Genomic DNA, 22,966 nt, shown 5'->3' on the forward strand with positions numbered 1-22,966 from the left:
GAAAATGATGAAAAAATCTTTAGCTCTTTTAACTCTTGCTAGCTCTTTATTTGCTGCAAGCAATGAAGAAATTATTAATTTTTTTAAGAAAAATCCAAATTTATCAAATGCAAACATTAGTGTTTCTAGTAGAGAAAAAATTCCTGATACTAACTTTGAAGCTGTGATAGTTAATTTTGAAATTAGTGGTAAAAATTTCCAAGAAATCGTTTTCACTCAAGATAATATCATCACAACTGAAGTAATTGATGTAAAAAAAGGTGAATTTTACTCTCAAGTTTATCAAGCAAAACTCATGGAAAAACAACAAGCTGAATTTTCAAAAAAAGCTCTAGTTGAACTTAAAAAAGAAAAAATGTTTATTTCTTTAGGCGATAAAAACAAACCTTTACTTTATGTTTTTAGCGATCCTGAATGTCCATATTGTAGAATGCATTTAGATAAAATAGAAGAAACACTAAAAACTCATCAGGTTAAATTTATCTTAACCCCTATCCATGATACTAGTGCTTTTGAAAAATCTGCATTAATTTACAAAGAAAGTAAAAATGCTAAAGATGATGCGCAAAAAATCGCTATCATGAAAAAATATTATGATAAAAATTTAAAAGATTATAAAAAACCTAGTGAAGCTGAGGTTAAAGCAGTAAGAGAAACTTTCGCAAAATACTCTAAACTTGGTCTTCGTGCTGTGCCAACTATAATCGATGCTCAAAAATAATTTTTTCTTGCTTGTGTTTGCACTATTTTTAAGTGCTTGCACAGGCCCTATGCAAACTTTTATCCAAACAAATAATGAAGGTATTTTCCTGCATGCTAGTAAAAATCAAAGTTTTTCTTTACACATCAATAATCCTTCAAAATTAAACACAAATTTAGAAGCCAAGCTCGCTCAAAAATTACAAAATTTAGGCTTAGTTTTAAATAATGTTCAGAGTGATTATAAAATTTATATCAATATAGTAGATTTTAAGAAATTTTCTTACGCACAAAGATTACGCGCTTCTAATGCGAGATTTTTTTATAATGATTTTGATAAAATAGATGATGTTTTTGAAATGGAAGTAGAAAATTACTATCTTTTGCAAGTTAATTTACAAATTAGCTCCAAAAACTCTACTCAAAGCACCTCGCTTTTAGCAAGAACTGCTTATCTTGGCAATATAGACAGAGCCAAAGAGTCTTTAGAAGAAAAAATCGCTAATCAAATAACAAGCTTTTTTTATATACACTAAAGATGGCATTTAAGCCATCTTTTTAAATATAACCATGATCAATCATCGCATCAGCTACTTTTTTAAAGCCTGCTATATTTGAGCCTACTACTAAATTTCCTTCATGATTATAAGCTTTTGCATACTCGTATGAATTTTCAAAAATATTTTTCATAATCTTATGTAATTTTGCATCAACTTCCTCAAAGCTCCATTGACACATACTTGCATTTTGTTGCATTTCAAGTTGAGAAGTCGCTACACCACCTGCATTAGCAGCCTTAGCTGGCGCAAATAAAAAGTCTTTTTGATTTAACATAAAATCGATCGCTTCAAGTGTGCTTGGCATATTAGCTCCCTCTGCTACCATACGACAACCATTGTGATATAAGGTTTTAATATCTTCTAAATTTAATTCATTTTGCGTAGCACTTGGAAAAGCTATATCACAAGGTATACTCCATACTCCATTACAACCTTGTTTATACGCACTTTTTGGAGTAAAAATAGCACCTTTTTTAAGCATTGCATAATCACTCACTCTAACTCTTTTTACTTCCTTAATTTCTTTTAATAAATCTAAATCTATCCCATCTTTATCATAAACAAATCCATCGCTATCGCTTATTGTGATTGCTTTTGCACCAAGTTGATGTAATTTTTCTATGGTATAAATTGCCACATTTCCACTACCTGAAACTGCACACTCTTTTCCTTCTAATGCATTGTTATATTTTGCTAGCATTTCTTGAGTAAAATACACACAGCCATACCCTGTTGCTTCTGTTCTTACTAAACTTCCACCCCATGGAATTTTCTTTCCCGTTAAAGTTCCATCAAAATTAGAGCTAATTTTCTTATAAGCTCCAAACATATATCCAATTTCTCTAGCACCAACCCCTATATCGCCTGCTGGCACATCAGTGCTTGCACCTATGATTTTTGAAAGCTCGGCCATAAAAGCTTGACAAAAACGCATAATTTCTGCTTCGCTTTTACCTTTAGGGTCAAAATTTGCTCCTCCTTTAGCTCCCCCTATCATTAAACCTGTTAGAGAGTTTTTGAAAATTTGTTCAAAACCTAAAAATTTCAAAACATCTAAATCTACACTAGGATGAAATCTGATCCCACCTTTATAAGGTCCTAAACTAGAATTAAACTGCACTCTATAACCAAAATGCGTTTGAGCTTTACCCGCATCATTGATATATACAACTCTAAATATAGTCGTTTTTTCAGGCATAACAATACGCTCTAATATAGCATGATCTTGATAAGTTTTGTTAGATTCAAGTAAAGGTTCTAAAGAATTTAACACCTCAGTTGTTGCTTGAAAAAAGATAGGTTGTCTTGGGGAAATTGCTTGAATTTTTTCTAAGGTTTCATTGATATATTGTTTAGCTATACTCATAAATTGTCCTTTTTATAGTATCTTGCTGTTTGCATTGGCTAAAAATTTTTTTAGCGCCTTTTGCTCCTTTGTTCCTATTTTGTAGTAAATTAGCTTTAAATATGCACTAATTTCTTTTTGAGAAAGATTTCTTGACTTAGAATAATCTAGCAAAATATATTGCGGAATGAAAATTTTACTTTTTGTGAAATTTTTCATCATTTTTTTATAAATAGAAAAATTTTTAATACAAGAAAATCGAGCAAAAACAAAAGGTAGTTTTGTCTTTTCATACCATAATTCGCATAAATCAATATAATCTTTTGGATTTTGCAAATAAAGTTTTAAAGCCTTATCACCGATGATAACCTCCCCTTTTTGCTTTAAAACTTTTGCAAGAGCATTAGAAGTTGCAGAGCTTGCATCTTCTTTGCTTTCAGATTGTTTTTTCACTAAAACGCTTTTTACCTTTTTGCTTGCGCAAATCCCCACATTTAAGGTTTTGTATTTTTTTCTACGACTTTCAACACTTGAGATAATCGCTGCATCAATGCGTCTAAAATACAAATGGCGATTTAGCTTACTAGGAACCCCTTTTTTGTATTCTGTAGTTTGCTTAACATAGCTAGGAAAAGCTGATTTTTTAAGATAGATATGTAAAGGGAGTAAATTAAGATAATCTATCTTACCAAAAATCATCTCGACCTTTCTATGATTAAGTAAAAATATCCTATTAAAAAATATCTTAAATATAAATTAATTTTATTAAAAACACTAGTAATATCAAATTTATATAATTTAAAAAGAAAAAAAGTAACATTTAAAACATATTTTTTAAATGATTTTTAAAAAATATGTTTTTATAACTCATATAAACAATAAAAAATAGATAAAATTAAGTTTTATAATAAAAAATTATTTTAAATAAAACTTAATTTATAAAAAATTATTTTAAACTATCAAAATATCTCTGATAATCAAAATTATTTATCAAAGCTACTCCATCTTCAACCGCAGCTTTTGCTACCGCAGCACTAACTACAGCTTTTACTCTGCTATCAAATGGTTTTGGTATCACATAATCTCTACCAAAACTAAGCTCTTCTACTCCATAAGCTTGTTTTACCTCATCAGTTACTTCAAGCTTAGCTAAATCAGCCAAAGCTTTTGCGGCTGCTATTTTCATATTTTCAGTAATTTTAGTTGCCTTTACATCTAAAGCTCCTCTAAAGATAAAAGGAAAACCTAAAACATTATTAATTTGATTTGGATAATCACTTCTACCTGTTCCAACTATAGCATCGTTTCTAACTCTTTTAACATCTTCTGGCATTACTTCAGGTACAGGATTAGCTAATGCAAAAATCACGGGATCTTTTGCCATACTTAAAATCATCTCATCATCTAAAATCTTAGGTGCACTCAAACCCAAAAATACATCAGCACCTTTTAAAGCTTCTCTTAAAGTGCTATCTTTGGTATCGCTTACAAATTCTAGTTTATATTTATTTAAATCATCTCTTTGAGTATTAATTACACCTTTACTATCTACTAAAACGATATTTTTAACCCCTAAATTTCTATACATTCTAGCACTTGCAATACCTGCTGCACCTGCACCACTTACCACTACTTTAATATCTTCAAATTTTTTACCACTAATTTCCATAGCATTCATTAATCCTGCTGTAGAAATGATCGCGGTTCCATGTTGGTCATCATGCATTACAGGAATTCCAAGATCTTGCAAAGCAGCTTCTATTTCAAAACATTTTGGTGCTGAAATATCTTCTAAATTAATCCCTCCAAAAGTAGGCGCTATAGCTTTACAAAAAGTAACAATTTCATCTATACTATGAGCATTAATTTCTAAATCATAAGCATTAACATTAGCAAATTTTTTAAACAAACAAGCTTTTCCTTCCATAACTGGTTTGCTTGCACTCGCTCCTATATTGCCAAGTCCCAAAACCGCACTACCATCGCTTACTATAGCAACTAAATTAGCTTTATTAGTGTATTTATAAGCTAAAGTTTCATCTTTTGCTATCTCAATACAAGGTTCAGCAACCCCAGGAGAATACGCCAAAGATAAATCATGCGCACTATCCATAGGCTTTCTAACAACAATATCTACTTTACCACCTAAGTGATATTCTAAAGCCTCTTCTTTTAAATTCATTATTTTTCCTTCATATAATTTAGTAAATTTTTTATCCTAAGTTTAGCCTTTTGCACTCCTAAAAATTCCAATACTTCAAATATACTAGGACTAACCGAGTTTCCTGTGAGTGCGATGCGTATAGCTTGAGCTAGATCTTTTAACTTAAGATTATTTTCTTCTAAGAATTGATTAGTTAATTCTTCAAATTCACAAGCATTTTTTTGCTCATTTAAAACCATAGCGTATTTTTCCAAATAAGTTAAATTTGTAACATTGAGAAATTTATCTACAGCCTTTTGATCATATTCTTTTGGGTTATTTAGTAACACTTTAGCCCCACTAATAATATCATGTAAGGTTTTAGCTCTCTCTCTTAACATATCTAGCAAAAAGCCTGCTTTTTCATACTGACTTAAATCAAATCCTAAATCTTTTAATTGTCTATTGATTTCTTCAAAAGGTAAAGTTTTAATATAATGAGCATTAAGCCATTCTAATTTTTTAAAATTATAGCAAGAAGCACTTTTGTTAATATGATTTGGATCAAAAAGCTCTTGCATACTTTCTAAAGAAAAAATTTCATCATCGCCATGACTCCAACCAAGACGCACTAAGAAATTAAGCAGGGCTTGAGGTAAAATCCCCATATTTTTATATTCCATCACATCAGTTGCTCCATGACGCTTAGAAAGTTTCTTACCATCTTCACCATGTATCATAGCTACATGATAAAATTTAGGTATTTTAAAGCCTAGTGCTTCATAAAGGACAATTTGTTTTGGAGTATTTGATAAATGATCATCTCCTCTTATAACATCACTCACACCCATTAGTGCATCATCAATTACAACGGTTAAATTATAAATTGGGCTACCATCGCTTCTTGCAATTACAAAATCATCTAAAATATCTTCAGCCTTAAAACTAACCTCGCCTTTAATGCCATCTATAAATTTAATCTCTCCACTTTGTGGTGCTTTTATACGCACCACAGGCTCAATACCACTTGGCGGAATTCCTTTAAAATCTCTATATCTACCATCATATTTTGGACGCTCTTTAGCTGCTTCTTGCTTAGCTCTTAACTCATCAAGCTCTTCTTTGCTCATATAACAATAATAAGCCTTGCCCTCATCTAATAATTTTTGAATGTATTTTTTATAAATATCAAATCTTTGAGATTGATACTCAATCGTCCCATCATAATCAAGCCCACACCATTTAAATGCTTCTATAATAGCTTGCGTAGCTTCTTGTGAATTTCTTTTTAAATCCGTATCTTCAATACGCAATAAAAATTTACCCTTATTTTTTCTTGCATAAAGATAATTATATAAAGCTGTTCTAAGCCCTCCTATGTGCAAATATCCTGTTGGAGAAGGAGCAAAACGCGTTGTGATTTCTTGCATATTTTTACCTTTTTTAAATTTTTATTGTTATAATGCTATATTTACACTTAAATAAAGGTTTTATATGAGAAAATTTTTAATATCTTGTTGTTTTGCTGCAAATATTTTATATGCTCAAACCCTTGGTGGTGTAGCAATGGTAGTAGAAAATCAACCTATTACTCTTTATGATATAGAACAAACTATGAAAGAATTAAAAACTAATGACAAACAAAAAGCTATAGCATTTTTAGTAGATGATAAAGTTCAACAAAGCGAAGCTAAAAAGCTAGGAATTTATGTAAGCACTTTTGAACTTAATGAAAAATTAGCCCAAATAGCAAAAGGCAATAAAACTGACATTAATGGTTTGCAAGCAAAGATAGAAAAAGATGGTTTAAGTTTTGAAGTTTTTAAAAACAAAATTAGAAAAGATCTTGAAAGAGAAAAACTTTATAGAAGCATAATGCAAAATGCAAAAATCAATATTGATGATGAAACACTAAAACATTTTTATGAAAGCAATCTTGATAAATTTAGCACTTTTTCAAATATAGACTTAGTTGTTTATAATTCTACCAATCCTGAACTTTTACAACAGCTTGCACAAAATCCTATGTATAAAAATTCTCAAATTAAATCAAAAGCCATTAGTTTAAACGCAGCTAGTTTAGATCCAAGATTACTTGCTTTGTTAAATAATACAAAAATAGGAGAATTTACTCCAGTGTTAAATGGCGAAAACGCTTATATAGTGTATTTTGTAAAAGAAAAATATGGTAAAAATCCTATCGAATTTGATTTAATCAAAGATCAAGTTAGCAATGTCTATACCCTAACTCAAAAAGAACAAGCCTTAAAAAATCATCTTGATAAAATAAGAGCAAATGCTCATATAGAAGAATTAAGATAGGTTAAAACCTATCTTCAATTAATGTCTTGAAAGATAATTTGTATCATAATTATTATTGATAAAATCTGCATTATCCATCATCGCTAAATGAAAATCCTTGGTTGTTTTTATCCCACCTACAATAAGCTCTTGCAAGGCTATTTTCATTTTAGCTATAGCTGTGTTTCTATCTTCTCCCCAAACGACTAATTTTCCAATCATAGAATCATAATATGGAGGCACACTATAATCTTGATAACAATGGCTTTCCATTCTTACATTGCGTCCTGCAGGAGCTACATATTTTGTGATTTTACCTGGGCAAGGTAAGAAAGTTTTAGAATCTTCAGCAGTAATTCTACATTCTATAGAATGACCCTTAAGTTTAATTTCTTCTTGTTTTGGCAAAGGATACCCTTCTGCTACTTTAATCATAAGCTCGATAATATCTACCCCGCTTACCATCTCACTCACACAATGCTCAACCTGCAAACGCGTATTCATCTCGATAAAATAAAAATCTAAATTTTTATCCACTAAAAACTCAAAAGTTCCCGCACCCTCATAATCAATAGCCTTAGCAGCTTTAACTGCTGTTTCATGAAGTCTTGCTCTTGTTTTTTCATCTAGTAAAATTGCAGGAGATTCTTCTATAAGTTTTTGATGGCGTCTTTGCATAGAGCAATCTCTCTCACCCAAATGTATCACATTTCCAAAGCTATCTCCTATGATTTGCACTTCTATATGGCGTGGGTTTTGGATGTATTTTTCCATATACATAGTTCCATCACCAAAAGCACTCATCGCTTCACTTTCTGCTGACCAGTAAGCTTTTTCTAAATCTTTTTCATCTTCAACTACACGCATACCACGGCCGCCACCACCTGCTGCTGCCTTTAAAATCACAGGATAGCCTATTTCTTTAGCAAGTTTTTTTGCTGCTTCAACCCCATTTAAAGCCCCATCGCTTCCTGGGATTACAGGCACACCTGCTCTTTGCATTACTTGTTTTGCTTTACTTTTATCACTCATTAGTGCCATAGCAGCTACTGAAGGGCCTATGAATTTGATATTATGTTTTGCACAAATTTCAACAAAATTTTGATTTTCACTTAAAAATCCATATCCTGGAAAAATCGCATCCGCTTCGCTAATTTCAGCTGCACTAATAATAGCTGGGATATTTAAATAGCTTTCTGAACTTCTAGCATTTCCTATGCAAATACTCGCATCAGCATATTTTAAATACAAAGCATCCTTATCTGCAGTAGAATACACACAAATTGCTTTTTTTCCCATTTCTTTTACAGTTCTTAAAGCTCTTAATGCAATTTCTCCACGATTTGCTATTAAAACTTTTTTAATTTCCATTTTATAATTTCTCCACCACAAATAAAGGCATACCAAATTCTACAGGCTGGCCATCTGCAACTAATACTTCTACTATCCTACAATCATATTCAGCTTCGATTTCATTCATAATTTTCATCGCTTCAATAATTGCTATAGTACTTCCTTTTTTGATAGTTTGTCCTGCTTTAGCAAAAGGTGCTGCACCTGGGCTTGGAGCTTGATAAAAAGTACCTACCATAGGGCTATTGATAGTCGGTTTATTAGAAGAGTTTGAGCTTGCTTTGGTTTCATTAACTACATTTACATTAATTGGCTGTGGAGCTGGAGCAACAGGAGTTGGAGCTGGTAATTCACAACACATATCTCTTTCAAGTTCTATTTCAAATCCATCTTGTTCTTTTATTTTAATCTTGCTTATATTTGCTTCTGCAAAAAGTTGCATTAGTTCTTTGATTTCTTCTTTTGTCATATATTCTCCTTAATTTATAAGACTTAATTTATAATTATATATAAAAATACTAAAAATAACTTCAATTATTTATTTTTTACTTTTATTTTAAGATATAATTTAAAAATTCACTTTAATTATAAAGGACAAAAATGGGCTTAAAAGCAGATAATTGGATCAAAAAAATGGCATTAGAGCACAATATGATAGAGCCATTTTGTGAAGCAAATATAGGTAAAGGTATAGTTAGTTATGGGCTTTCAAGCTATGGATATGATATAAGAGTTGGAAGAGAATTTAAGATTTTCACTAATGTAAATTCCACCGTTGTAGATCCTAAAAATTTTGTAGAAGAAAATGTAGTAGATTTTGTAGGCGATGTATGTATAGTACCTGCAAATTCTTTCGCGCTTGCAAGAACGGTTGAGTATTTTAAAATGCCAAATGATGTTTTGGCTATTTGTCTTGGCAAAAGCACTTATGCAAGATGTGGCATTATAGTAAATGTAACTCCTTTTGAGCCAGGTTTTGAAGGACATATCACTATAGAAATTTCAAACACAACCCCACTACCTGCTAAAATTTATGCTAATGAGGGTATAGCTCAAGTTTTATTTTTACAAGGAGATGAACCTTGTGATGTAACATATGCTGATAAGAAGGGTAAATACCAAGCTCAAACAGGTATAACTTTACCAAGAATTTTAAAATAATTTTATTTTCAACCGATATAAAAACTTAGTCAAGTAATAGGAAAATATATATGTTTAATGGAAAAAGCATTTTAATCACCGGTGGCACAGGAAGTTTTGGAAAAACTTATACTAAAACTTTACTTCAAAAATACAAACCTAAAAAAATCATCATTTATTCAAGAGATGAGTTAAAACAATTTGAAATGGCAAGAGAATTTAATGATGATTGTATGCGTTATTTTATAGGCGATGTAAGAGATAAAGAAAGATTGAGCATAGCAATGAAGGATGTTGATTTTGTCATTCATGCAGCTGCTATGAAACATGTGCCAATTGCAGAATATAATCCAATGGAATGTATAAAAACTAATATCCATGGAGCACAAAATGTAATCGATGCGTGTTTGGAAAATAATGTAGAAAAATGTATCGCTCTTTCAACCGATAAAGCATGCAATCCTATTAATTTATATGGAGCTACAAAGCTTGCAAGTGATAAGCTTTTTGTAGCAGCAAACAACATAGCAGGAAATTCTCATACTAAATTTAGCGTTACAAGATATGGTAATGTAGTGGGCTCAAGAGGATCTGTCATACCATTTTTTAAAAAACTAATCAATGAAGGCGCTAAAGAACTTCCTATCACAGATGAGAGAATGACAAGATTTTGGATATCCTTAGAAGATGGAGTTAATTTCGTGCTGAATAATTTTGCCTATATGCATGGAGGGGAAATTTTCGTACCAAAAATTCCTTCTATGAAAATCGTTGATTTAGCTAAAACTATGGCTCCTAATTTAGCTCATAAAATCATAGGTATAAGAGCAGGTGAAAAACTACATGAAATTATGATTTCAAGTGATGATAGTCATTTAACTTATGAATTTGAAAATTATTATGCCATTAGCCCAAGTATTCAATTTAATAACACTAATGTTGATTTTAGTATAAATGCAAAAGGACAAAAGGGTAAAAAAGTTTCTAATGGCTTTTCTTATAGCTCTGATAATAATCCATCATGGATTAGCCAAGAAGAGCTTTTAAATATAATAAATCATACAGAGCTTGAAAAATGATAACTTATTCTCATCAAAATATTGACGAACAAGACATACAAGTAGTTTGTGAGGCTTTAAAAGATGATTTTTTAACCGGTGGAAAAAAGGTTGAAGAATTTGAACAAGCCCTTTGTGAATATGTAGGTGTAAAATATGCTTGCGTGCTAAATTCAGCTACTTCTGCTTTACACCTTGCATATTTATCTTTAAATATAAAAGATAAAATTGTCTTAACAACCCCCATTACCTTTGCTGCAACTGCAAATGCAGCTTTAATGGCAGGTGCTAGGGTTGAGTTTATAGATGTAAAAAGCGATGGAAATATTGATGAGAAAAAACTTGCTTTAAGATTAAGCCAAGATAGCTCTAATATAGGAGCAATTTGCGTGGTTGATTTTGCGGGAAATAGTGTAGAAATGGATGAAATTTTAGCCTTAGCCAAACGATACAACATCCCACTAATTGATGATGCAAGTCATGCTCTAGGTGCTATTTATAAAGATCAAAAAGTAGGTTCTATGGGAGATTTGAGCATATTTTCTTTTCATCCGGTTAAACCTATTACAACCTTTGAGGGTGGTGCAGTTGTTAGCAATGATGAGGAATTAATCTCAAAAATCAAGCTTTTAAGAAGTCATGGTATAGTCAAAAAAAGGCTTTGGGATAGTGATATGATTGAACTAGGCTATAATTATCGTTTAAGCGATGTAGCTTGTGCTTTAGGTATAAATCAACTAAAAAAACTTGATAATATGCTAGAAAAAAGAGAAATCATCACAAGTTTTTACGATAAAGAATTTGAAAAAAATCCTTATTTTAGCACTATAAAAATCAAAGATTATAAAAAAAGCTCAAGACATTTATATCCTATTTTGCTTTTTCCTGAGTTTTATTGCCAAAAAGAGATTATTTTTGAAAAATTATTAAATTTGGGCATAGGTATACAAGTGCATTATAAGCCTACTTATGAGTTTAGTTATTATAAAAACTTATATGGAAATTTATTCTTAGAAAATGCGGATAATTTTTATAAAGCTGAACTTAGCATACCTGCTCATCAAGAAATGAGTTTAAAAGAAGCACAATTTATTAAAGATAGTTTATTTAAGATTTTAGAAGAAACTAAAAAGGCTTGTTGTGAGTAAAAGTATGTATGAGCTAGCTTGTGAGCTTTTTCCTATATGCAGAAGTATTACCGGGAAAGGCTTTAGACAAAGCTTAAAAATGCTTGATGAAGCTATGGGGGGGGGGTATATTAAAAATTCACTCTATAGCAAGCGGGAGTAAAATATTTGATTGGGAAGTACCTGCTGAATGGGAGATAAACGATGCTTATATCATCACTCCAGATGGAGAAAAAATTTGTGATTTTAAGCAAAATAATCTTCATGTGTTAAACTATAGCACAGGCATAGACACAGAGCTTGATCTAGCAAGCTTACAAGAGCATCTTTACTCTATAGAGGATATGCCTGATGCCATACCTTATGTGACAAGCTATTATAAAAGGCGTTGGGGGTTTTGTATAAAACATGAAGATAGAGTTAAACTAAAAGAAGGAAAATATAAAGTTTTCATAGATGCAAAGCACCATGAAAATGGAGTTTTAAACTATGCTGATTTACTCATACCTAGCACGCAAGAAACAAAAGATGAAATTTTAATTTCCACTTACCTTTGTCATCCATCTATGGCAAATAACGAGTTAAGTGGTCCTGCGGTAGCTACATTTTTAGCTAAATGGCTTTTAGAACTTAAAGAGAGAAAATATAATTATCGTTTTGTTTTTATTCCTGAAACCATAGGGAGTATAGTTTATCTTAGTAAACATTTAAAACATTTGCAAAAACATACCAAAGCAGGTTTTGTACTCTCTTGCATAGGTGATGATAATGCTTACTCACTCATTCACACTCCAAGTGAAAATACCCTAGCAGATAAAGTAGCTTTACATACCTTAAAAGAAAAAAATAATTTTAAAGAATTTAGCTTTTTAGATAGAGGAAGCGATGAGAGACAATACTGCTCTCCTTTGGTAAATTTACCCGTAGTTTGTGTATGTAGAACTAGATTTGGTGATTATAAAGAATACCACACTAGCAAAGATGATTTAAATTTCATCAGTGAAGAAGGCTTACAAGGTGGCTTAAAAGCCATGCAAGAAATCATTATGAATTTAGAGGTTAATGAAATTTATCAAAATACGATATTTTGCGAACCTAATTTAGGTAAAAGAGGCTTATACCATACTATCAATACTTCTTCAACCAATGATATACCAATATCATGTAATTTTTTAGCATATTGTGATGGTAAAAACGATGTTTTAGATATAGCCTCAAAACTAGACATGCAAGCTTATGAATTAAAAGATTTAATAGAAAAATTAAAATTTCACGGATTGATAAAATGAAATATTTTTTAGAATACAATGATAAAAAATACTCTAATGTAGATTTAATAGAAGCTTTTAAAAAACTTAGTATTAAAAAAGGCGATATTTTGTGTGTGCATAGTGAACTTTTTAATTTTGGCACACCCTTGCTTCCTAGAAATGAATTTTTACAAACTATATTAGATTGTTTTTTTGAAGTTATAGGTAAAGAAGGTACTTTAATCATGCCTACTTTTACTTATAGTTTTTGCAAAAATGAAGTTTATGATAAATTAAATTCTCCTACAAAAATGGGTGCTTTAAATGAATATTTTCGCAAACAAGCAGGAGTAAAACGCACTAATGATCCTATATTTTCCTTTGCTATAAAAGGAGCCAAAGAAGAATTGTTTTTAAAGGACACTACAAGTTGTTTTGGAGAAAATTGTGTGTATGATGTTTTAATAAAAGAAAATGGGAAATTTCTTACTTTTGGTGGCATTGGACACACCATAACCCACCATATTGAGGAAAAATATCAAGTAGATTACAGATATTTTAAAAAATTTCAGGGTTTTATTCTTGATGAAAATGGAGAAAAAACAAAAAAAGAAATCTTATATTTTGTTAGAGATTTAAACAAGCACTCTCTTCCTAATATTAAAAATATTATTAAAATAGCTTTATCATCTTTTAAAAGCGATATGATAAAATTTGCCAATGATAACATAAGTATTTTTATTGCTCAAGAATATGAAAATGCCATAATAAGAGCCTTAAACATGAATAAAAATGTACTTATTCTAAAGGATAGTTAAAAAATGGAAAATAAATTTTATGAAATTTTAGAAAATATACTAGAAGTAAAAGTTGATGAAAATTCAAATTTAAGCATGCAAAATTGCAAAAATTGGACTTCTTTAAATCATATTGATATAATCATGAGCTTAGAAGAAGAATTTGAAATCAAATTTAGCAAAGATGAATTAAGTCAGCTAAAATCACAAAATGAACTTTTGCAAGCTATCAAATCAAAGGTAAAAAATGAAAAATATTAAAAACTTATTTGAGTTAATAGCTATAAAAAATCCAATTCACGCAAAATATTTAAATAAAATCAGTCTAACAAATGAAGATGAAATAGAATTTGAAAATCTCATTTCATATTATCTTCAAAACAATATTTCTTTACAAGAGCAGTGCGAATGCTATTTAACTATACTTAATGACACTTTAGAAGAAACAAAATATTTCATAGAAAATAACTCATATAGATATAAAAGTTTTGAAGAAGTAAAAGATAAAGTCTATTTTAATGAAACTTATATGAAAAAATACATGATAGGGCTTGCGCTTTCATCTTATATTTGGATTGCTCATATAAAAGTTAGAAAGTATTTTGAAAATTATCTTCAACCAAAAAGCAAACATGATAATTATTTTGAAATAGGCCCAGGACATGGAGAATTTTTTACTAAAGCTGTTAAAAGTTTGAAATTTGATTATTATTTAGGTTTAGATTTATCCCCTACTAGTTGTGAATTGACAAAAAATATGGTGGAAAATCAAGTTAAAAATTTAATTAATAATTGTGAATTTTTATGTAAAGATTTTTTTCAATTTCAATTTCACGAAAAAGCTGATTTAATAGTAATTGGAGAAGTTTTAGAACATGTTGAACGGCCTTTAGAATTTTTAAAAAGAGCAAAAGACTTATTAAGCGATGAAGGTGAAATTTTTGCAACCATACCTATCAACGCACCTGCAATTGATCATATATACTTATTTACACATCCAACTGAAATTTTTGAAATGGCAAAAAAAGCAGATTTAAAAATAAAACAATATGAATATTTTATGGCAAATGACTATTCTTTAGAAAAAGCTTTAAAATTTAAAAATGCTATAACTATGGCTGTGGTATTTGAAAAATGAATTTAAATTTACCAATCCACCATATAGGTGTAGCATGTAAATCTTTAGAAAAAGAAAGAAAAATATTTGAAAAGCTAGGTTTTATTAAAGAAGCTGAATTTATAGACGAACAACAAGGGGTAAAAGGAGAATTTATCATTCCAAAAAATAACTTATTCCCCCAATATCGCTTTGAACTTTTGTCAAATTTAAATGAAAAAGGCGTTTTAGATAACTATTTGAAAAATAAAACTAAAATGTATCATATAGCTTATGAAAGCAAAAATATAGAGCAAGATTTATCTTTGCTTTTAAATGATGGTTTGTTAGTTGTTGACATAATGAAAGCAAGTTATTTTGCAAAACTTTGCTTTGTGATGATGAGTAATAATTTATTAATAGAATTAGTAGAGCTAAAATGAATCTTTTTTCACCAAATTTAAAAAGAAATGATCTCATAAAACTTAGTAAGGAAAATCATTATAAAAAAATTACTATTAATGTTTTTAGAAATCACTCTTTTGAAGTGATTTCAAGCATACTAAATGCATTTTTAGCCTTTAGTAAATTAAAGGCTGAATTTAACATAAGCTCTTATGATGATAGTTTAAGTTATGATAATTTTCAAAAAGCAGATTTAAATATTATATTTATAGATTTAAACAATTATAAAAAAAATGTAGATGATTTTATCAAAGAAAAAATACAAGAACTATCAAGCATTAGCAACGCTCCTATCATCACACTTTTACTTGGCGATACAAGCTTAAAAGAATATAGTATTTGCAAAATACTAAAGCCCTTTTTAGATGAAAATCTCATCATAGATGATAGTAATTTTGAAATAAATGCAAGCAGACTTAGTAATAAAGCTTGTGTAAAATTAGCCCAAATTCTAGGACTAAAAATCCTACCTAGCTTCTTGCAACCAACTTTAAAAGCAATCATCATAGATCTTGATAATACCTTATACCAAGGAATTTTAGGCGAAGATGGCATTGAAAATCTTACTTTATCTAGCAATCATAAAGCCTTGCAAAGTAAGCTTTTAAATTTAAAAAATCAAGGTTTTTTACTCGCCATCGCTTCAAAAAATGAAGAAGAAGATGTAAAAAAACTTTTTTCACAAAGAAAAGACTTTTTATTACAACTTGATGATTTTAGTATGATCAAGGCTAATTGGAAAAGTAAAGACGAAAATATTAAAGAAATTGTAAATTTTTTTAATATAGCTTTTGATAGTGTGCTATTTATTGATGATAATATAGCCGAAATTGAAAATGTATCACACCTTCATATTAACACCTTACTAGCTGATGAAAATAGTGCTTATAGTTTAAAGCTCTATCCTAGACTTTTAAAAACAAGCTTTAGCAAAGAAGATGAGTTAAGAAGTGCTGATATTAAAGCAAATTTACAAAGACAAGAACTTAGCAAGCTTAGCCCTAAAGAGTATTTTGAAAAATTACAGATTTGTTTGAAATTTCATATCAACCACACGGATGAACTTGAAAGAATTTCACAACTACTTAATAAAACTAATCAATTTATATCAAATTACTCAAGATTAAGCTTAAAAGAGTGTGAAGAATTTATGCAAAAATATGCTATTTTGACTATAAGCATGAGTGATAAATTAAGTGATAGTGGCATTATAGCAATTTTTTTAGCTTATAAAGATGAAACAAATTTAATCATAAAAGATCTTTGTATAAGCTGTAGAGCCTTAGGAAGAAAGCTTGAAAAAATTATGCTATATAAAGCTATAGAGTTATTACATGTGCATTTTAATACAAAAGAATGTATTTTATACTTTCAAAAGGGCGAAAGAAATATGCCATTTTTAGAATTTTTATATAGTTTAAATGCAAATATAAAAGAAAATTTTGCTCTAATCCAAAAAGAAATGATAAATTACGAAGGACTTATAATTGAAAGCTAGTTTTAATAAAGCCAAAATAGCAGGTATAAGCGTTTGCGTGCCTAATAAATGTATAAATATAGATGATTGCTTAGAAGATGTTTTTCAAAATGATGTCAAAATGCTAAAAAGAATGAAAAAAATTTCAGGCATACAAGAAAGATTTATTGCTGATGAAAATATTAGCACAACAGATTTAGCCTATGAAGCAAGTATAAATTTATTTAAAATGCTTGATTTTGATAAAAATAAGCTTGATATGGTGATTTTTGTTACACAAACTCCTGATTTTTTTATGCCATCATGCGCAAACTATCTTCACAAACGATTAAATTTAAAACCTCAAACCATAGCTTTTGATGTAAATCAAGCATGTTCTGGGTATTTATATGGCTTATTTATAGCTTTTTCTTTTTTAGAAAATCAAAATGCAAAAAATATTTTATTAATTTGTGGTGATACTTTAAGCAAAACCATAAACCCTTTAAATCCAAATTTAGCTCCAATCTTTGGCGATGGAGTAAGCGCAACACTCATAAGCTGTGCAAATGAAAAATCGTTTTTTAAGCTTCATTCTAATGGAGAAGGTTTTGACAAACTCATCATACCCAATAGAGCTTTTGCTAAACTTGATGAGAGTAAAAGCTCCAATAAAGAAATATTTCAAACCAATAAGCATAGGAGCTTAGATAATCTTTACATGGATGGGGCTGAAATTTTTAACCAAGCACTTAATCTTGAGAGCCAAAGCATAAAAGAAATGCTTGATTTTTGTGAAAAAAGTAAAGATGAAGTGGATTATTTTTTATTACATCAATCCAATCAATTTTTAGTTGATTCTATTATAAATGACTTGGGTATTGATAGCTCTAAAGCACCAAATTTTTTGATGTCAAAATATGCTAATTTAAGTGCCTGCTCTTTACCTGCTTTACTTTGTACAATGCAAAAAAATGATTTTAATGCCATTTTAAGTGCTTTTGGCGCTGGATATGCCTGGGGGAGTGCTTATATAAATTTTGATAAAAACTTTAAAACTGATACAATTTCAATTTATAAAGGAGAAAAAAATGACTAAAGAAGAATTATTAGAAGCTATTAGCGAAGCTATGCATATGGATGAAACACTAAAAGAAGATATGATTTTAGATGATATTGATGAATGGGATAGCTTAGCTTTTGTATCTATCATGGTATTATTTAAAAACTCACTTGGTAAACAAATTAGCGGTGATGATCTTAAAAAATGTGAAAAAGTAAGCGATCTTTTAGCTTTAGCTGGTGTTTAAACAAATATTTGTTTAAACCCTTTCCACACTTAAAATAATCTGCTCATTTTCCTCTTTAAAAGTATATATTAAATCATCACACTTATATGAGATTTCTTTTTTACAAGTTTTATCTTTTAAAGGTTCTTGTAAAATTTGCGGTAAGTGTTTTTTAATAAGTAATTTCATAGGTATACCCATACCATGAGTTAGATTTTTAATAAACTTACCATCTATTTGTTTTTCATCTTTTATCATACAAAAATAAACATTAAAATTTAGTTCTTTTAGTATTTCAACTAAATCTTCTTTATCTTGCGGTGGAGCTAAATCAATATCAAATTTAGAATGATAAAAAATATATTTTGGCTTTGGATATTTTGCTTGTGTGTTCAGATGATCTTTTACTAATATATCCCTAATCATTCTCCTTGCATTTGAAAAATAATTAAATGATGAAGTATTGGAAGTCCAAATGGTTTTATCAAAACAACATAATTTAATGTTTTTAAAAAAATAAAAAGTGTCAAAAGAAGGATATTTTATATAATCTATTTCTTTTCCAAATCCTATTATTCTCCACAAATCTCCAAGTAAAGCATTAGAAGAATTATCTATTACAACATCAACAAGCCAAGGAGCTAACTTTGCACATAAATTTGCTAAATATCCACCTCTTGAACTTCCAACTAAAATATGCTTTATACCCCCCCCCATAACTTTAAAAGGAGAATTTTTTCTAATATACAAAAGAGCATTTAGTATATCTGTTGCTTGCATGATGCCAAAATTTTGATATTCATTTTTGGTAGGCTGCAAGCTCACACTTAAGTCCAAATAATAATCTTTGTCAAATTCCCAACTATCTTTCTTTTTTTGAATTTCTTTATTAAGATAATCCATAGCAGGATGAAATTCTTCAAAAGTATTAAGTTTTGATATATCATAAGGAATTTCTATGTCAATAGCTTTTAAGCTTGCATCAAAAATAAGCTTATCAATATTATCAAGAAAAAATTTTGCTCCTGTTTGAGGACGATTACCTATACAATGATAATTTACACTTAAAACTGCTACATTATAATTCATAGCAAAATATTTCATATTAAAATTAAGCATAGGTTCACTTATATCACTACCAAGTCCTTGTATAACACAAACAATAGCCTCTATTTCTTTGCTATCATCATAAGTTAATTTAAATTCTAATTTACTTTCTCTTTTTATATTTAATTCTACATCATCGCAAGAGTCTATGAAATAGGTCTCATTCTTTAACATTTTAAAAAGCCTTTGCTAGTTTTAGATATATTCTATCAAATAATATCTAAAACAAATTTATCATTTTCATCTTTAAAAGTAAAAACTTTATTTTTACAAGGATAAGATATGCTATCTTTTTTCATGTTAAATGTTTTATCTTTTAATTTTTCAAGCATAATAGGTAATTCTTTATTAAATAATGCCTTATCAGGAATTCCACAGCCATGAGTTAAATTTTTAATAAATTTACCATCTATATCTTTTTCATCTATTAGATGAAAATCTACTTCATAATTTAAGGCTTTTAAAATTTCTATCATAGAAATTTTATGATCAGCTGGAGTTAAGTCATCTTTAGCACTATGATAACTTGTATAAATAATATTTTTATTCTTTTGAGCTTGTAAGATCAAATGATCTTTATTAAGTAAAGCTCTTATTAAATAATTTTCATCAGCAAAATAATAAGGTGAGTTTGGGTTTTTGCGTGTCCAATAAGTTTCCACATAACAATGAACTTTACTATTTAACTCATCTTCGTTTAAAATAGCATCACCTTTATTTAAATCCCTTCCTATGATATATCTTAACGGAGGCAATGCAGCACCTGAATTATCTATCACTCCATCTACATACCAAGGAGCTATTTTTGCACACATTAGTGCCACTAAGCCACCGTATGACCCCCCCCCCGTAAATTTTAGGTAAAGATTTAAATTGAGGATAATTTTTCATTATATCTTTTAAGGCATTGATATGATCGATAGCAGGCATAATGGCAAAATTATTATACTCATTGTTGGGTGGGATAAAAGTCACAGATAACTCAACCTTATAGTCTTGATTTAAAATTCCTTGTTCTTTTAATATACTCATTTTTTGATCAAGAATTTGATAATATTTTTCTATATTTTTTGTATTATCTAGCACTTCAAATTCTATTTCAAAATCCCTGAAAGCCTTTTCAAATGTTCTTATATCGTCTAATAAAAAAGTCATTTCAGCGCTATATTTATCCACATCAGAAACTCTTTGGCAAAAACAATGATAAAATACATTTACAGCTACTACATCAAATTTTTTAGCTATAAAATTTCTATAACTTTCTAGAAAATGTATATTTGCATTTGCTCCATATCCACCTATGATAAAAACAATAGCTTTCATTTGCTTACTATCATCATAAGTGATTCTATATTCTAATTTACTTTCTCTTTTTATATTTAATTCTACATCATCACAAGAGTCTATAAAATAAGTTTGATTTATGAGCATATTTTTCTTTCTTGATATTATAATTTATATGCTATTATAACTAATTAAAATACATTCAAAGAAAAAAGTATGAAATATATATTTAAATGCAATGATAAAAAATATTCCAATATAGACTTAATAGAAGCTTTTAAAAAACTTGGTATTAAAAAAGGTGATATTTTGTGTGTACATAGTGAATTGATGAAATTTGGTATTCCTTTACTTCCTAGAAATGAATTTTTACAAACTATATTAGATTGTTTTTTTGAAGTTATAGGTAAAGAAGGTACTTTAATCATGCCTACATTTACTTATAGTTTTTGCAAAAATGAAGTTTATGATAATTTGAATTCAAAAAGCACTGTTGGTGTTTTAACAGAATATTTTCGCAAATGGGGGGGGGTAAAACGCACCAATGATCCTATATTTTCATTTGCCATTAAAGGAGCTAAAGAAGAATTGTTTTTAAAGGACACTACAAGTTGTTTTGGAGAAAATTGTGTGTATGAAATTTTAGCCAAAGAAAATGGAAAATTACTTTTATTTGGCTCTAAAATAGCCGGGTACACTTTTAGTCATTTCATAGAAGAAAAAGCTCATGTTCCATATAGATATTTTAAAAATTTTAGTGGAAAAATTATTGATGAAGATGGTAAAATACTCCAAAAAAATATTAAATACTATGTTAGAAAATTGGATGAAAATTCAGATTTAGATGTTGATAAACAAGTAGCTATTTTAAAAAATGATGATAATTTTAATATTTTAAATTTTTCCAATGCTCATATAATAAATATCAACATGAAAAACTATTTAGAAAAAACATTAAAAGCTTTAAAGGATAACCCTTATTGTTTGCTAAAGGAATAAAATGACAACTCATATCAATGATTTTTTACAAGAAAGTGTTGCTAAATTTGGAAGCAAAAATGCTTTTGTTGAGTTTAATGGTAGAAGTATAGGCTATAAAGAATTTGATGATTTAAGTAAAAAAATAGCAAGTAAAATTCTTTCTAAACTTCCTACTAAAAGTACACAAGATCCTGTATTAATCATACTTCCTAAAGGAATTGATTGTTTGCTTTCTTTTTTTGGTGTAGCAAAAAGTGGAAATTTTTATACACTTTTAGATGAAAAAAGTCCCAAAGAGCGTGTAGAAAAAGTTATAGAAGTTTTGAAACCAAAGCTTTTAATTACTTCTAAAAAATTAAATTTAGATTTTAATCTTGATACCATTTTCACAGAAGATTTTGAAAGCTTTGTTATAAATGAAAATGCTTTAGAAAAAGCTTTAAACGATCACATAGATACTAATTTACTTTATGTCTTTTTTACAAGCGGAAGCACAGGAACTCCAAAAGGAGTAAGCATAAGCCATAAAAGTGTGATTGATTATACTTTTTGGGTATGTGAAACTTTTAAGCTAAGCCATGAAGATATACTTGCTAATCAAGCGCCATTTTACTTTGATAATAGCATATTAGATATATTTAGCTCTGTTAAAATGGGAGCTACGCTTCATATACTGCCTAATCATCTTTTTGCTTTTCCAAATAAAATTTTGGAGTATCTAGAACAAGAAAAAATAACAACAATTTTTTGGGTACCTTCAGTGCTGATTTATTTTGCTAATACTAATGCGCTTGAAGCCTTTACACTAAGGCATTTAAACAAAATTCTTTTTTGTGGCGAAATCATGCCAAATAAACAACTCAACATTTGGCGTAAGCACCTTCCTAGTGCTTTATTTGCTAATCTTTACGGACCTACTGAAATTACCGATGTATGCTCTTTTTACATAGTTGATAGGCAATTTAGCGATGATGAGCTTTTGCCTATAGGAAAAGCATGTAAAAATACCCAACTTTTAGTCTTTGATGAGAATTTAAATTTAATTACTTCAAGTCAAGTGGGAGTTAAAGGCGAGCTTTATGTAAGAGGAACTTGTCTTTCTTTAGGCTATTACAACGATAAAGAAAAAACAAAGCAAGCTTTTATGCAAAATCCTTTGCATGATAATTACCTAGACTTGCTTTATAAAACAGGTGATGTGGTAGCTTATAATGAATTTGGTGAACTTTTATGTTATGGACGGATAGATCATCAAATCAAATACATGGGTCATCGCATAGAACTTGGAGAGATAGAAAGTATTATCAATTCTCATGAGAATGTAAGAAATTGTGCTTGTATTTTTAAAGAAGAAATTATTTGCTTTTATGAAAGTAAGGAAGAGTTAGATTTTAAAAACTTTTTAAAAGACAAACTCCCTGTTTACATGATACCTAAAAAATTTGTTAAAATAGAACAATTTACTTTAAATGCAAATGGGAAGATTGATAGGAAGGTTTTGAGTAAAAACTCTTA

24 protein-coding genes and 1 pseudogene are annotated in these 22,966 nt (G+C 29.2%); 16 read left to right on the forward strand and 9 right to left on the reverse strand.

Annotated elements, in window-relative coordinates; translation table 11 throughout:
• Positions 1-7: 7 nt before the first annotated feature.
• Together L8U04_RS07050 and L8U04_RS07055 are read left to right on the forward strand one after the other, a co-directional pair.
• Positions 8-721: a thioredoxin fold domain-containing protein gene (locus tag L8U04_RS07050; protein WP_220566922.1), complete on the forward strand. Its 714-nt coding sequence runs from the start codon at positions 8-10 to the stop codon at positions 719-721.
• Positions 708-1,235, forward strand: a complete 528-nt coding sequence (locus L8U04_RS07055) for a hypothetical protein (protein WP_263669889.1) — start codon at positions 708-710, stop codon at positions 1,233-1,235. Before L8U04_RS07050 ends, L8U04_RS07055 begins: the two co-directional genes overlap by 14 nt.
• Positions 1,236-1,257: 22 nt before the next feature.
• Here the strand turns inward: L8U04_RS07055 and gdhA are convergent, their stop codons facing one another.
• The 4 genes from gdhA to gltX form a co-directional block, all read right to left on the reverse strand.
• A complete protein-coding gene (gdhA, locus tag L8U04_RS07060) occupies positions 1,258-2,625 on the reverse strand; it encodes an NADP-specific glutamate dehydrogenase (RefSeq protein ID WP_263709735.1) in 1,368 nt (455 codons plus the stop codon).
• 12 nt (positions 2,626-2,637) lie between these two features.
• Positions 2,638-3,303, reverse strand: a complete 666-nt coding sequence (locus tag L8U04_RS07065) for an MqnA/MqnD/SBP family protein (RefSeq protein ID WP_133319772.1) — start codon at positions 3,301-3,303, stop codon at positions 2,638-2,640.
• A 247-nt stretch (positions 3,304-3,550) separates the two neighbouring features.
• A complete protein-coding gene (locus L8U04_RS07070; protein ID WP_263673226.1) occupies positions 3,551-4,786 on the reverse strand; it encodes a malic enzyme-like NAD(P)-binding protein in 1,236 nt (411 codons plus the stop codon).
• Positions 4,786-6,177 carry a glutamate--tRNA ligase gene (gltX, locus tag L8U04_RS07075; protein ID WP_263659261.1) on the reverse strand — a complete coding sequence of 464 codons (1,392 nt, stop codon included), beginning with the start codon at positions 6,175-6,177 and terminating at the stop codon, positions 4,786-4,788. The genes L8U04_RS07070 and gltX overlap by 1 nt, the downstream gene beginning before the upstream one ends.
• Before the next feature lie 64 nt (positions 6,178-6,241).
• On the opposite strand from gltX, the gene L8U04_RS07080 reads away from it, so the two are divergent.
• On the forward strand, positions 6,242-7,069 hold the full coding sequence (locus L8U04_RS07080) for a peptidylprolyl isomerase (protein ID WP_258108145.1): 828 nt from the start codon (positions 6,242-6,244) through the stop codon (positions 7,067-7,069).
• Positions 7,070-7,087: 18 nt separating this feature from the next.
• Here L8U04_RS07080 and L8U04_RS07085 read toward each other — a convergent pair whose 3' ends face one another.
• Both L8U04_RS07085 and accB read right to left on the reverse strand, forming a co-directional pair.
• A complete protein-coding gene (locus L8U04_RS07085) occupies positions 7,088-8,419 on the reverse strand; it encodes an acetyl-CoA carboxylase biotin carboxylase subunit (protein ID WP_258108146.1) in 1,332 nt (443 codons plus the stop codon).
• A 1-nt stretch (position 8,420) separates the two neighbouring features.
• A complete protein-coding gene (gene accB / locus L8U04_RS07090) occupies positions 8,421-8,870 on the reverse strand; it encodes an acetyl-CoA carboxylase biotin carboxyl carrier protein (RefSeq protein ID WP_258108147.1) in 450 nt (149 codons plus the stop codon).
• Positions 8,871-9,001: 131 nt separating this feature from the next.
• Between accB and dcd the strand changes: the two genes are divergently transcribed.
• From dcd to L8U04_RS07145, 11 genes and pseudogenes are all read left to right on the forward strand, one after another.
• On the forward strand, positions 9,002-9,562 hold the full coding sequence (gene dcd, locus L8U04_RS07095; protein ID WP_012661997.1) for a dCTP deaminase: 561 nt from the start codon (positions 9,002-9,004) through the stop codon (positions 9,560-9,562).
• Between the two features lie 50 nt (positions 9,563-9,612).
• Positions 9,613-10,620, forward strand: coding sequence for a UDP-N-acetylglucosamine 4,6-dehydratase (inverting) (gene pseB / locus L8U04_RS07100; RefSeq protein WP_133319776.1), 1,008 nt, complete (start codon positions 9,613-9,615; stop codon positions 10,618-10,620).
• The gene (pseC, locus tag L8U04_RS07105; RefSeq protein WP_263709736.1) at positions 10,617-11,747 is read left to right on the forward strand and encodes a UDP-4-amino-4,6-dideoxy-N-acetyl-beta-L-altrosamine transaminase; all 1,131 of its coding nucleotides are present in this window, start codon (positions 10,617-10,619) and stop codon (positions 11,745-11,747) included. The genes pseB and pseC overlap by 4 nt, the downstream gene beginning before the upstream one ends.
• 4 nt (positions 11,748-11,751) lie before the next feature.
• Positions 11,752-13,015 (forward strand): annotated as a pseudogene (locus L8U04_RS07110) (DUF4910 domain-containing protein).
• Positions 13,012-13,794 carry an AAC(3) family N-acetyltransferase gene (locus L8U04_RS07115; protein ID WP_263709737.1) on the forward strand — a complete coding sequence of 261 codons (783 nt, stop codon included), beginning with the start codon at positions 13,012-13,014 and terminating at the stop codon, positions 13,792-13,794. The pseudogene L8U04_RS07110 and the gene L8U04_RS07115 overlap by 4 nt, the downstream one beginning before the upstream one ends.
• Positions 13,795-13,797: 3 nt before the next feature.
• The gene (locus L8U04_RS07120; protein WP_220566911.1) at positions 13,798-14,034 is read left to right on the forward strand and encodes an acyl carrier protein; all 237 of its coding nucleotides are present in this window, start codon (positions 13,798-13,800) and stop codon (positions 14,032-14,034) included.
• Positions 14,021-14,911 carry a class I SAM-dependent methyltransferase gene (locus L8U04_RS07125; protein WP_263709738.1) on the forward strand — a complete coding sequence of 297 codons (891 nt, stop codon included), beginning with the start codon at positions 14,021-14,023 and terminating at the stop codon, positions 14,909-14,911. The genes L8U04_RS07120 and L8U04_RS07125 overlap by 14 nt, the downstream gene beginning before the upstream one ends.
• The gene (locus L8U04_RS07130) at positions 14,908-15,312 is read left to right on the forward strand and encodes a VOC family protein (protein ID WP_263659255.1); all 405 of its coding nucleotides are present in this window, start codon (positions 14,908-14,910) and stop codon (positions 15,310-15,312) included. The genes L8U04_RS07125 and L8U04_RS07130 overlap by 4 nt, the downstream gene beginning before the upstream one ends.
• Positions 15,309-16,832, forward strand: a complete 1,524-nt coding sequence (locus L8U04_RS07135; protein ID WP_263659254.1) for an HAD-IIIC family phosphatase — start codon at positions 15,309-15,311, stop codon at positions 16,830-16,832. Before L8U04_RS07130 ends, L8U04_RS07135 begins: the two co-directional genes overlap by 4 nt.
• Complete coding sequence (locus L8U04_RS07140) at positions 16,822-17,889, forward strand: beta-ketoacyl-ACP synthase III (protein WP_263659253.1); 1,068 nt, start codon at positions 16,822-16,824, stop codon at positions 17,887-17,889. Before L8U04_RS07135 ends, L8U04_RS07140 begins: the two co-directional genes overlap by 11 nt.
• Entirely contained in the window at positions 17,882-18,100 is a 219-nt protein-coding gene (locus tag L8U04_RS07145) for an acyl carrier protein (RefSeq protein ID WP_214100219.1), read from the forward strand. Before L8U04_RS07140 ends, L8U04_RS07145 begins: the two co-directional genes overlap by 8 nt.
• Before the next feature lie 12 nt (positions 18,101-18,112).
• Here the strand turns inward: L8U04_RS07145 and L8U04_RS07150 are convergent, their stop codons facing one another.
• From L8U04_RS07150 to L8U04_RS08385, 3 genes are read right to left on the reverse strand one after another with little or no spacing between them, the layout of a single operon-like run.
• A complete protein-coding gene (locus L8U04_RS07150; RefSeq protein WP_263659252.1) occupies positions 18,113-19,360 on the reverse strand; it encodes a DUF2920 family protein in 1,248 nt (415 codons plus the stop codon).
• A gap of 35 nt (positions 19,361-19,395) precedes the next feature.
• Entirely contained in the window at positions 19,396-20,001 is a 606-nt protein-coding gene (locus L8U04_RS08380) for a DUF2920 family protein (RefSeq protein WP_412175298.1), read from the reverse strand.
• Entirely contained in the window at positions 19,955-20,617 is a 663-nt protein-coding gene (locus L8U04_RS08385; RefSeq protein ID WP_412175215.1) for a DUF2920 family protein, read from the reverse strand. Before L8U04_RS08385 ends, L8U04_RS08380 begins: the two co-directional genes overlap by 47 nt.
• A gap of 69 nt (positions 20,618-20,686) precedes the next feature.
• On the opposite strand from L8U04_RS08385, the gene L8U04_RS07160 reads away from it, so the two are divergent.
• Complete coding sequence (locus tag L8U04_RS07160; RefSeq protein ID WP_263709739.1) at positions 20,687-21,469, forward strand: AAC(3) family N-acetyltransferase; 783 nt, start codon at positions 20,687-20,689, stop codon at positions 21,467-21,469.
• Position 21,470: 1 nt separating this feature from the next.
• Positions 21,471-22,966 (forward strand): amino acid adenylation domain-containing protein (locus tag L8U04_RS07165; RefSeq protein WP_263709741.1); only part of this gene is annotated, 1,496 nt, incomplete at its 3' end.

The sequence above is a fragment of the Campylobacter sp. IFREMER_LSEM_CL908 genome, assembly GCF_025771545.1.
Lineage (GTDB): Bacteria > Campylobacterota > Campylobacteria > Campylobacterales > Campylobacteraceae > Campylobacter_D > Campylobacter_D lari_D.

Bases quoted from the DNA above. Each gene is read 5' to 3' on its own strand.
- L8U04_RS07050 (WP_220566922.1), top strand. From the start codon at position 8: ATGAAAAAATCTTTAGCTCTTTTAACTCTTGCTAGCTCTTTATTTGCT.
- L8U04_RS07055 (WP_263669889.1), top strand. From the start codon at position 708: ATGCTCAAAAATAATTTTTTCTTGCTTGTGTTTGCACTATTTTTAAGT.
- gdhA (WP_263709735.1), bottom strand. From the start codon at position 2,625: ATGAGTATAGCTAAACAATATATCAATGAAACCTTAGAAAAAATTCAA.
- L8U04_RS07065 (WP_133319772.1), bottom strand. From the start codon at position 3,303: ATGATTTTTGGTAAGATAGATTATCTTAATTTACTCCCTTTACATATC.
- L8U04_RS07070 (WP_263673226.1), bottom strand. From the start codon at position 4,786: ATGAATTTAAAAGAAGAGGCTTTAGAATATCACTTAGGTGGTAAAGTA.
- gltX (WP_263659261.1), bottom strand. From the start codon at position 6,177: ATGCAAGAAATCACAACGCGTTTTGCTCCTTCTCCAACAGGATATTTG.
- L8U04_RS07080 (WP_258108145.1), top strand. From the start codon at position 6,242: ATGAGAAAATTTTTAATATCTTGTTGTTTTGCTGCAAATATTTTATAT.
- L8U04_RS07085 (WP_258108146.1), bottom strand. From the start codon at position 8,419: ATGGAAATTAAAAAAGTTTTAATAGCAAATCGTGGAGAAATTGCATTA.
- accB (WP_258108147.1), bottom strand. From the start codon at position 8,870: ATGACAAAAGAAGAAATCAAAGAACTAATGCAACTTTTTGCAGAAGCA.
- dcd (WP_012661997.1), top strand. From the start codon at position 9,002: ATGGGCTTAAAAGCAGATAATTGGATCAAAAAAATGGCATTAGAGCAC.
- pseB (WP_133319776.1), top strand. From the start codon at position 9,613: ATGTTTAATGGAAAAAGCATTTTAATCACCGGTGGCACAGGAAGTTTT.
- pseC (WP_263709736.1), top strand. From the start codon at position 10,617: ATGATAACTTATTCTCATCAAAATATTGACGAACAAGACATACAAGTA.
- L8U04_RS07115 (WP_263709737.1), top strand. From the start codon at position 13,012: ATGAAATATTTTTTAGAATACAATGATAAAAAATACTCTAATGTAGAT.
- L8U04_RS07120 (WP_220566911.1), top strand. From the start codon at position 13,798: ATGGAAAATAAATTTTATGAAATTTTAGAAAATATACTAGAAGTAAAA.
- L8U04_RS07125 (WP_263709738.1), top strand. From the start codon at position 14,021: ATGAAAAATATTAAAAACTTATTTGAGTTAATAGCTATAAAAAATCCA.
- L8U04_RS07130 (WP_263659255.1), top strand. From the start codon at position 14,908: ATGAATTTAAATTTACCAATCCACCATATAGGTGTAGCATGTAAATCT.
- L8U04_RS07135 (WP_263659254.1), top strand. From the start codon at position 15,309: ATGAATCTTTTTTCACCAAATTTAAAAAGAAATGATCTCATAAAACTT.
- L8U04_RS07145 (WP_214100219.1), top strand. From the start codon at position 17,882: ATGACTAAAGAAGAATTATTAGAAGCTATTAGCGAAGCTATGCATATG.
- L8U04_RS07150 (WP_263659252.1), bottom strand. From the start codon at position 19,360: ATGTTAAAGAATGAGACCTATTTCATAGACTCTTGCGATGATGTAGAA.
- L8U04_RS08380 (WP_412175298.1), bottom strand. From the start codon at position 20,001: ATGTGTGCAAAAATAGCTCCTTGGTATGTAGATGGAGTGATAGATAAT.
- L8U04_RS08385 (WP_412175215.1), bottom strand. From the start codon at position 20,617: ATGCTCATAAATCAAACTTATTTTATAGACTCTTGTGATGATGTAGAA.
- L8U04_RS07160 (WP_263709739.1), top strand. From the start codon at position 20,687: ATGAAATATATATTTAAATGCAATGATAAAAAATATTCCAATATAGAC.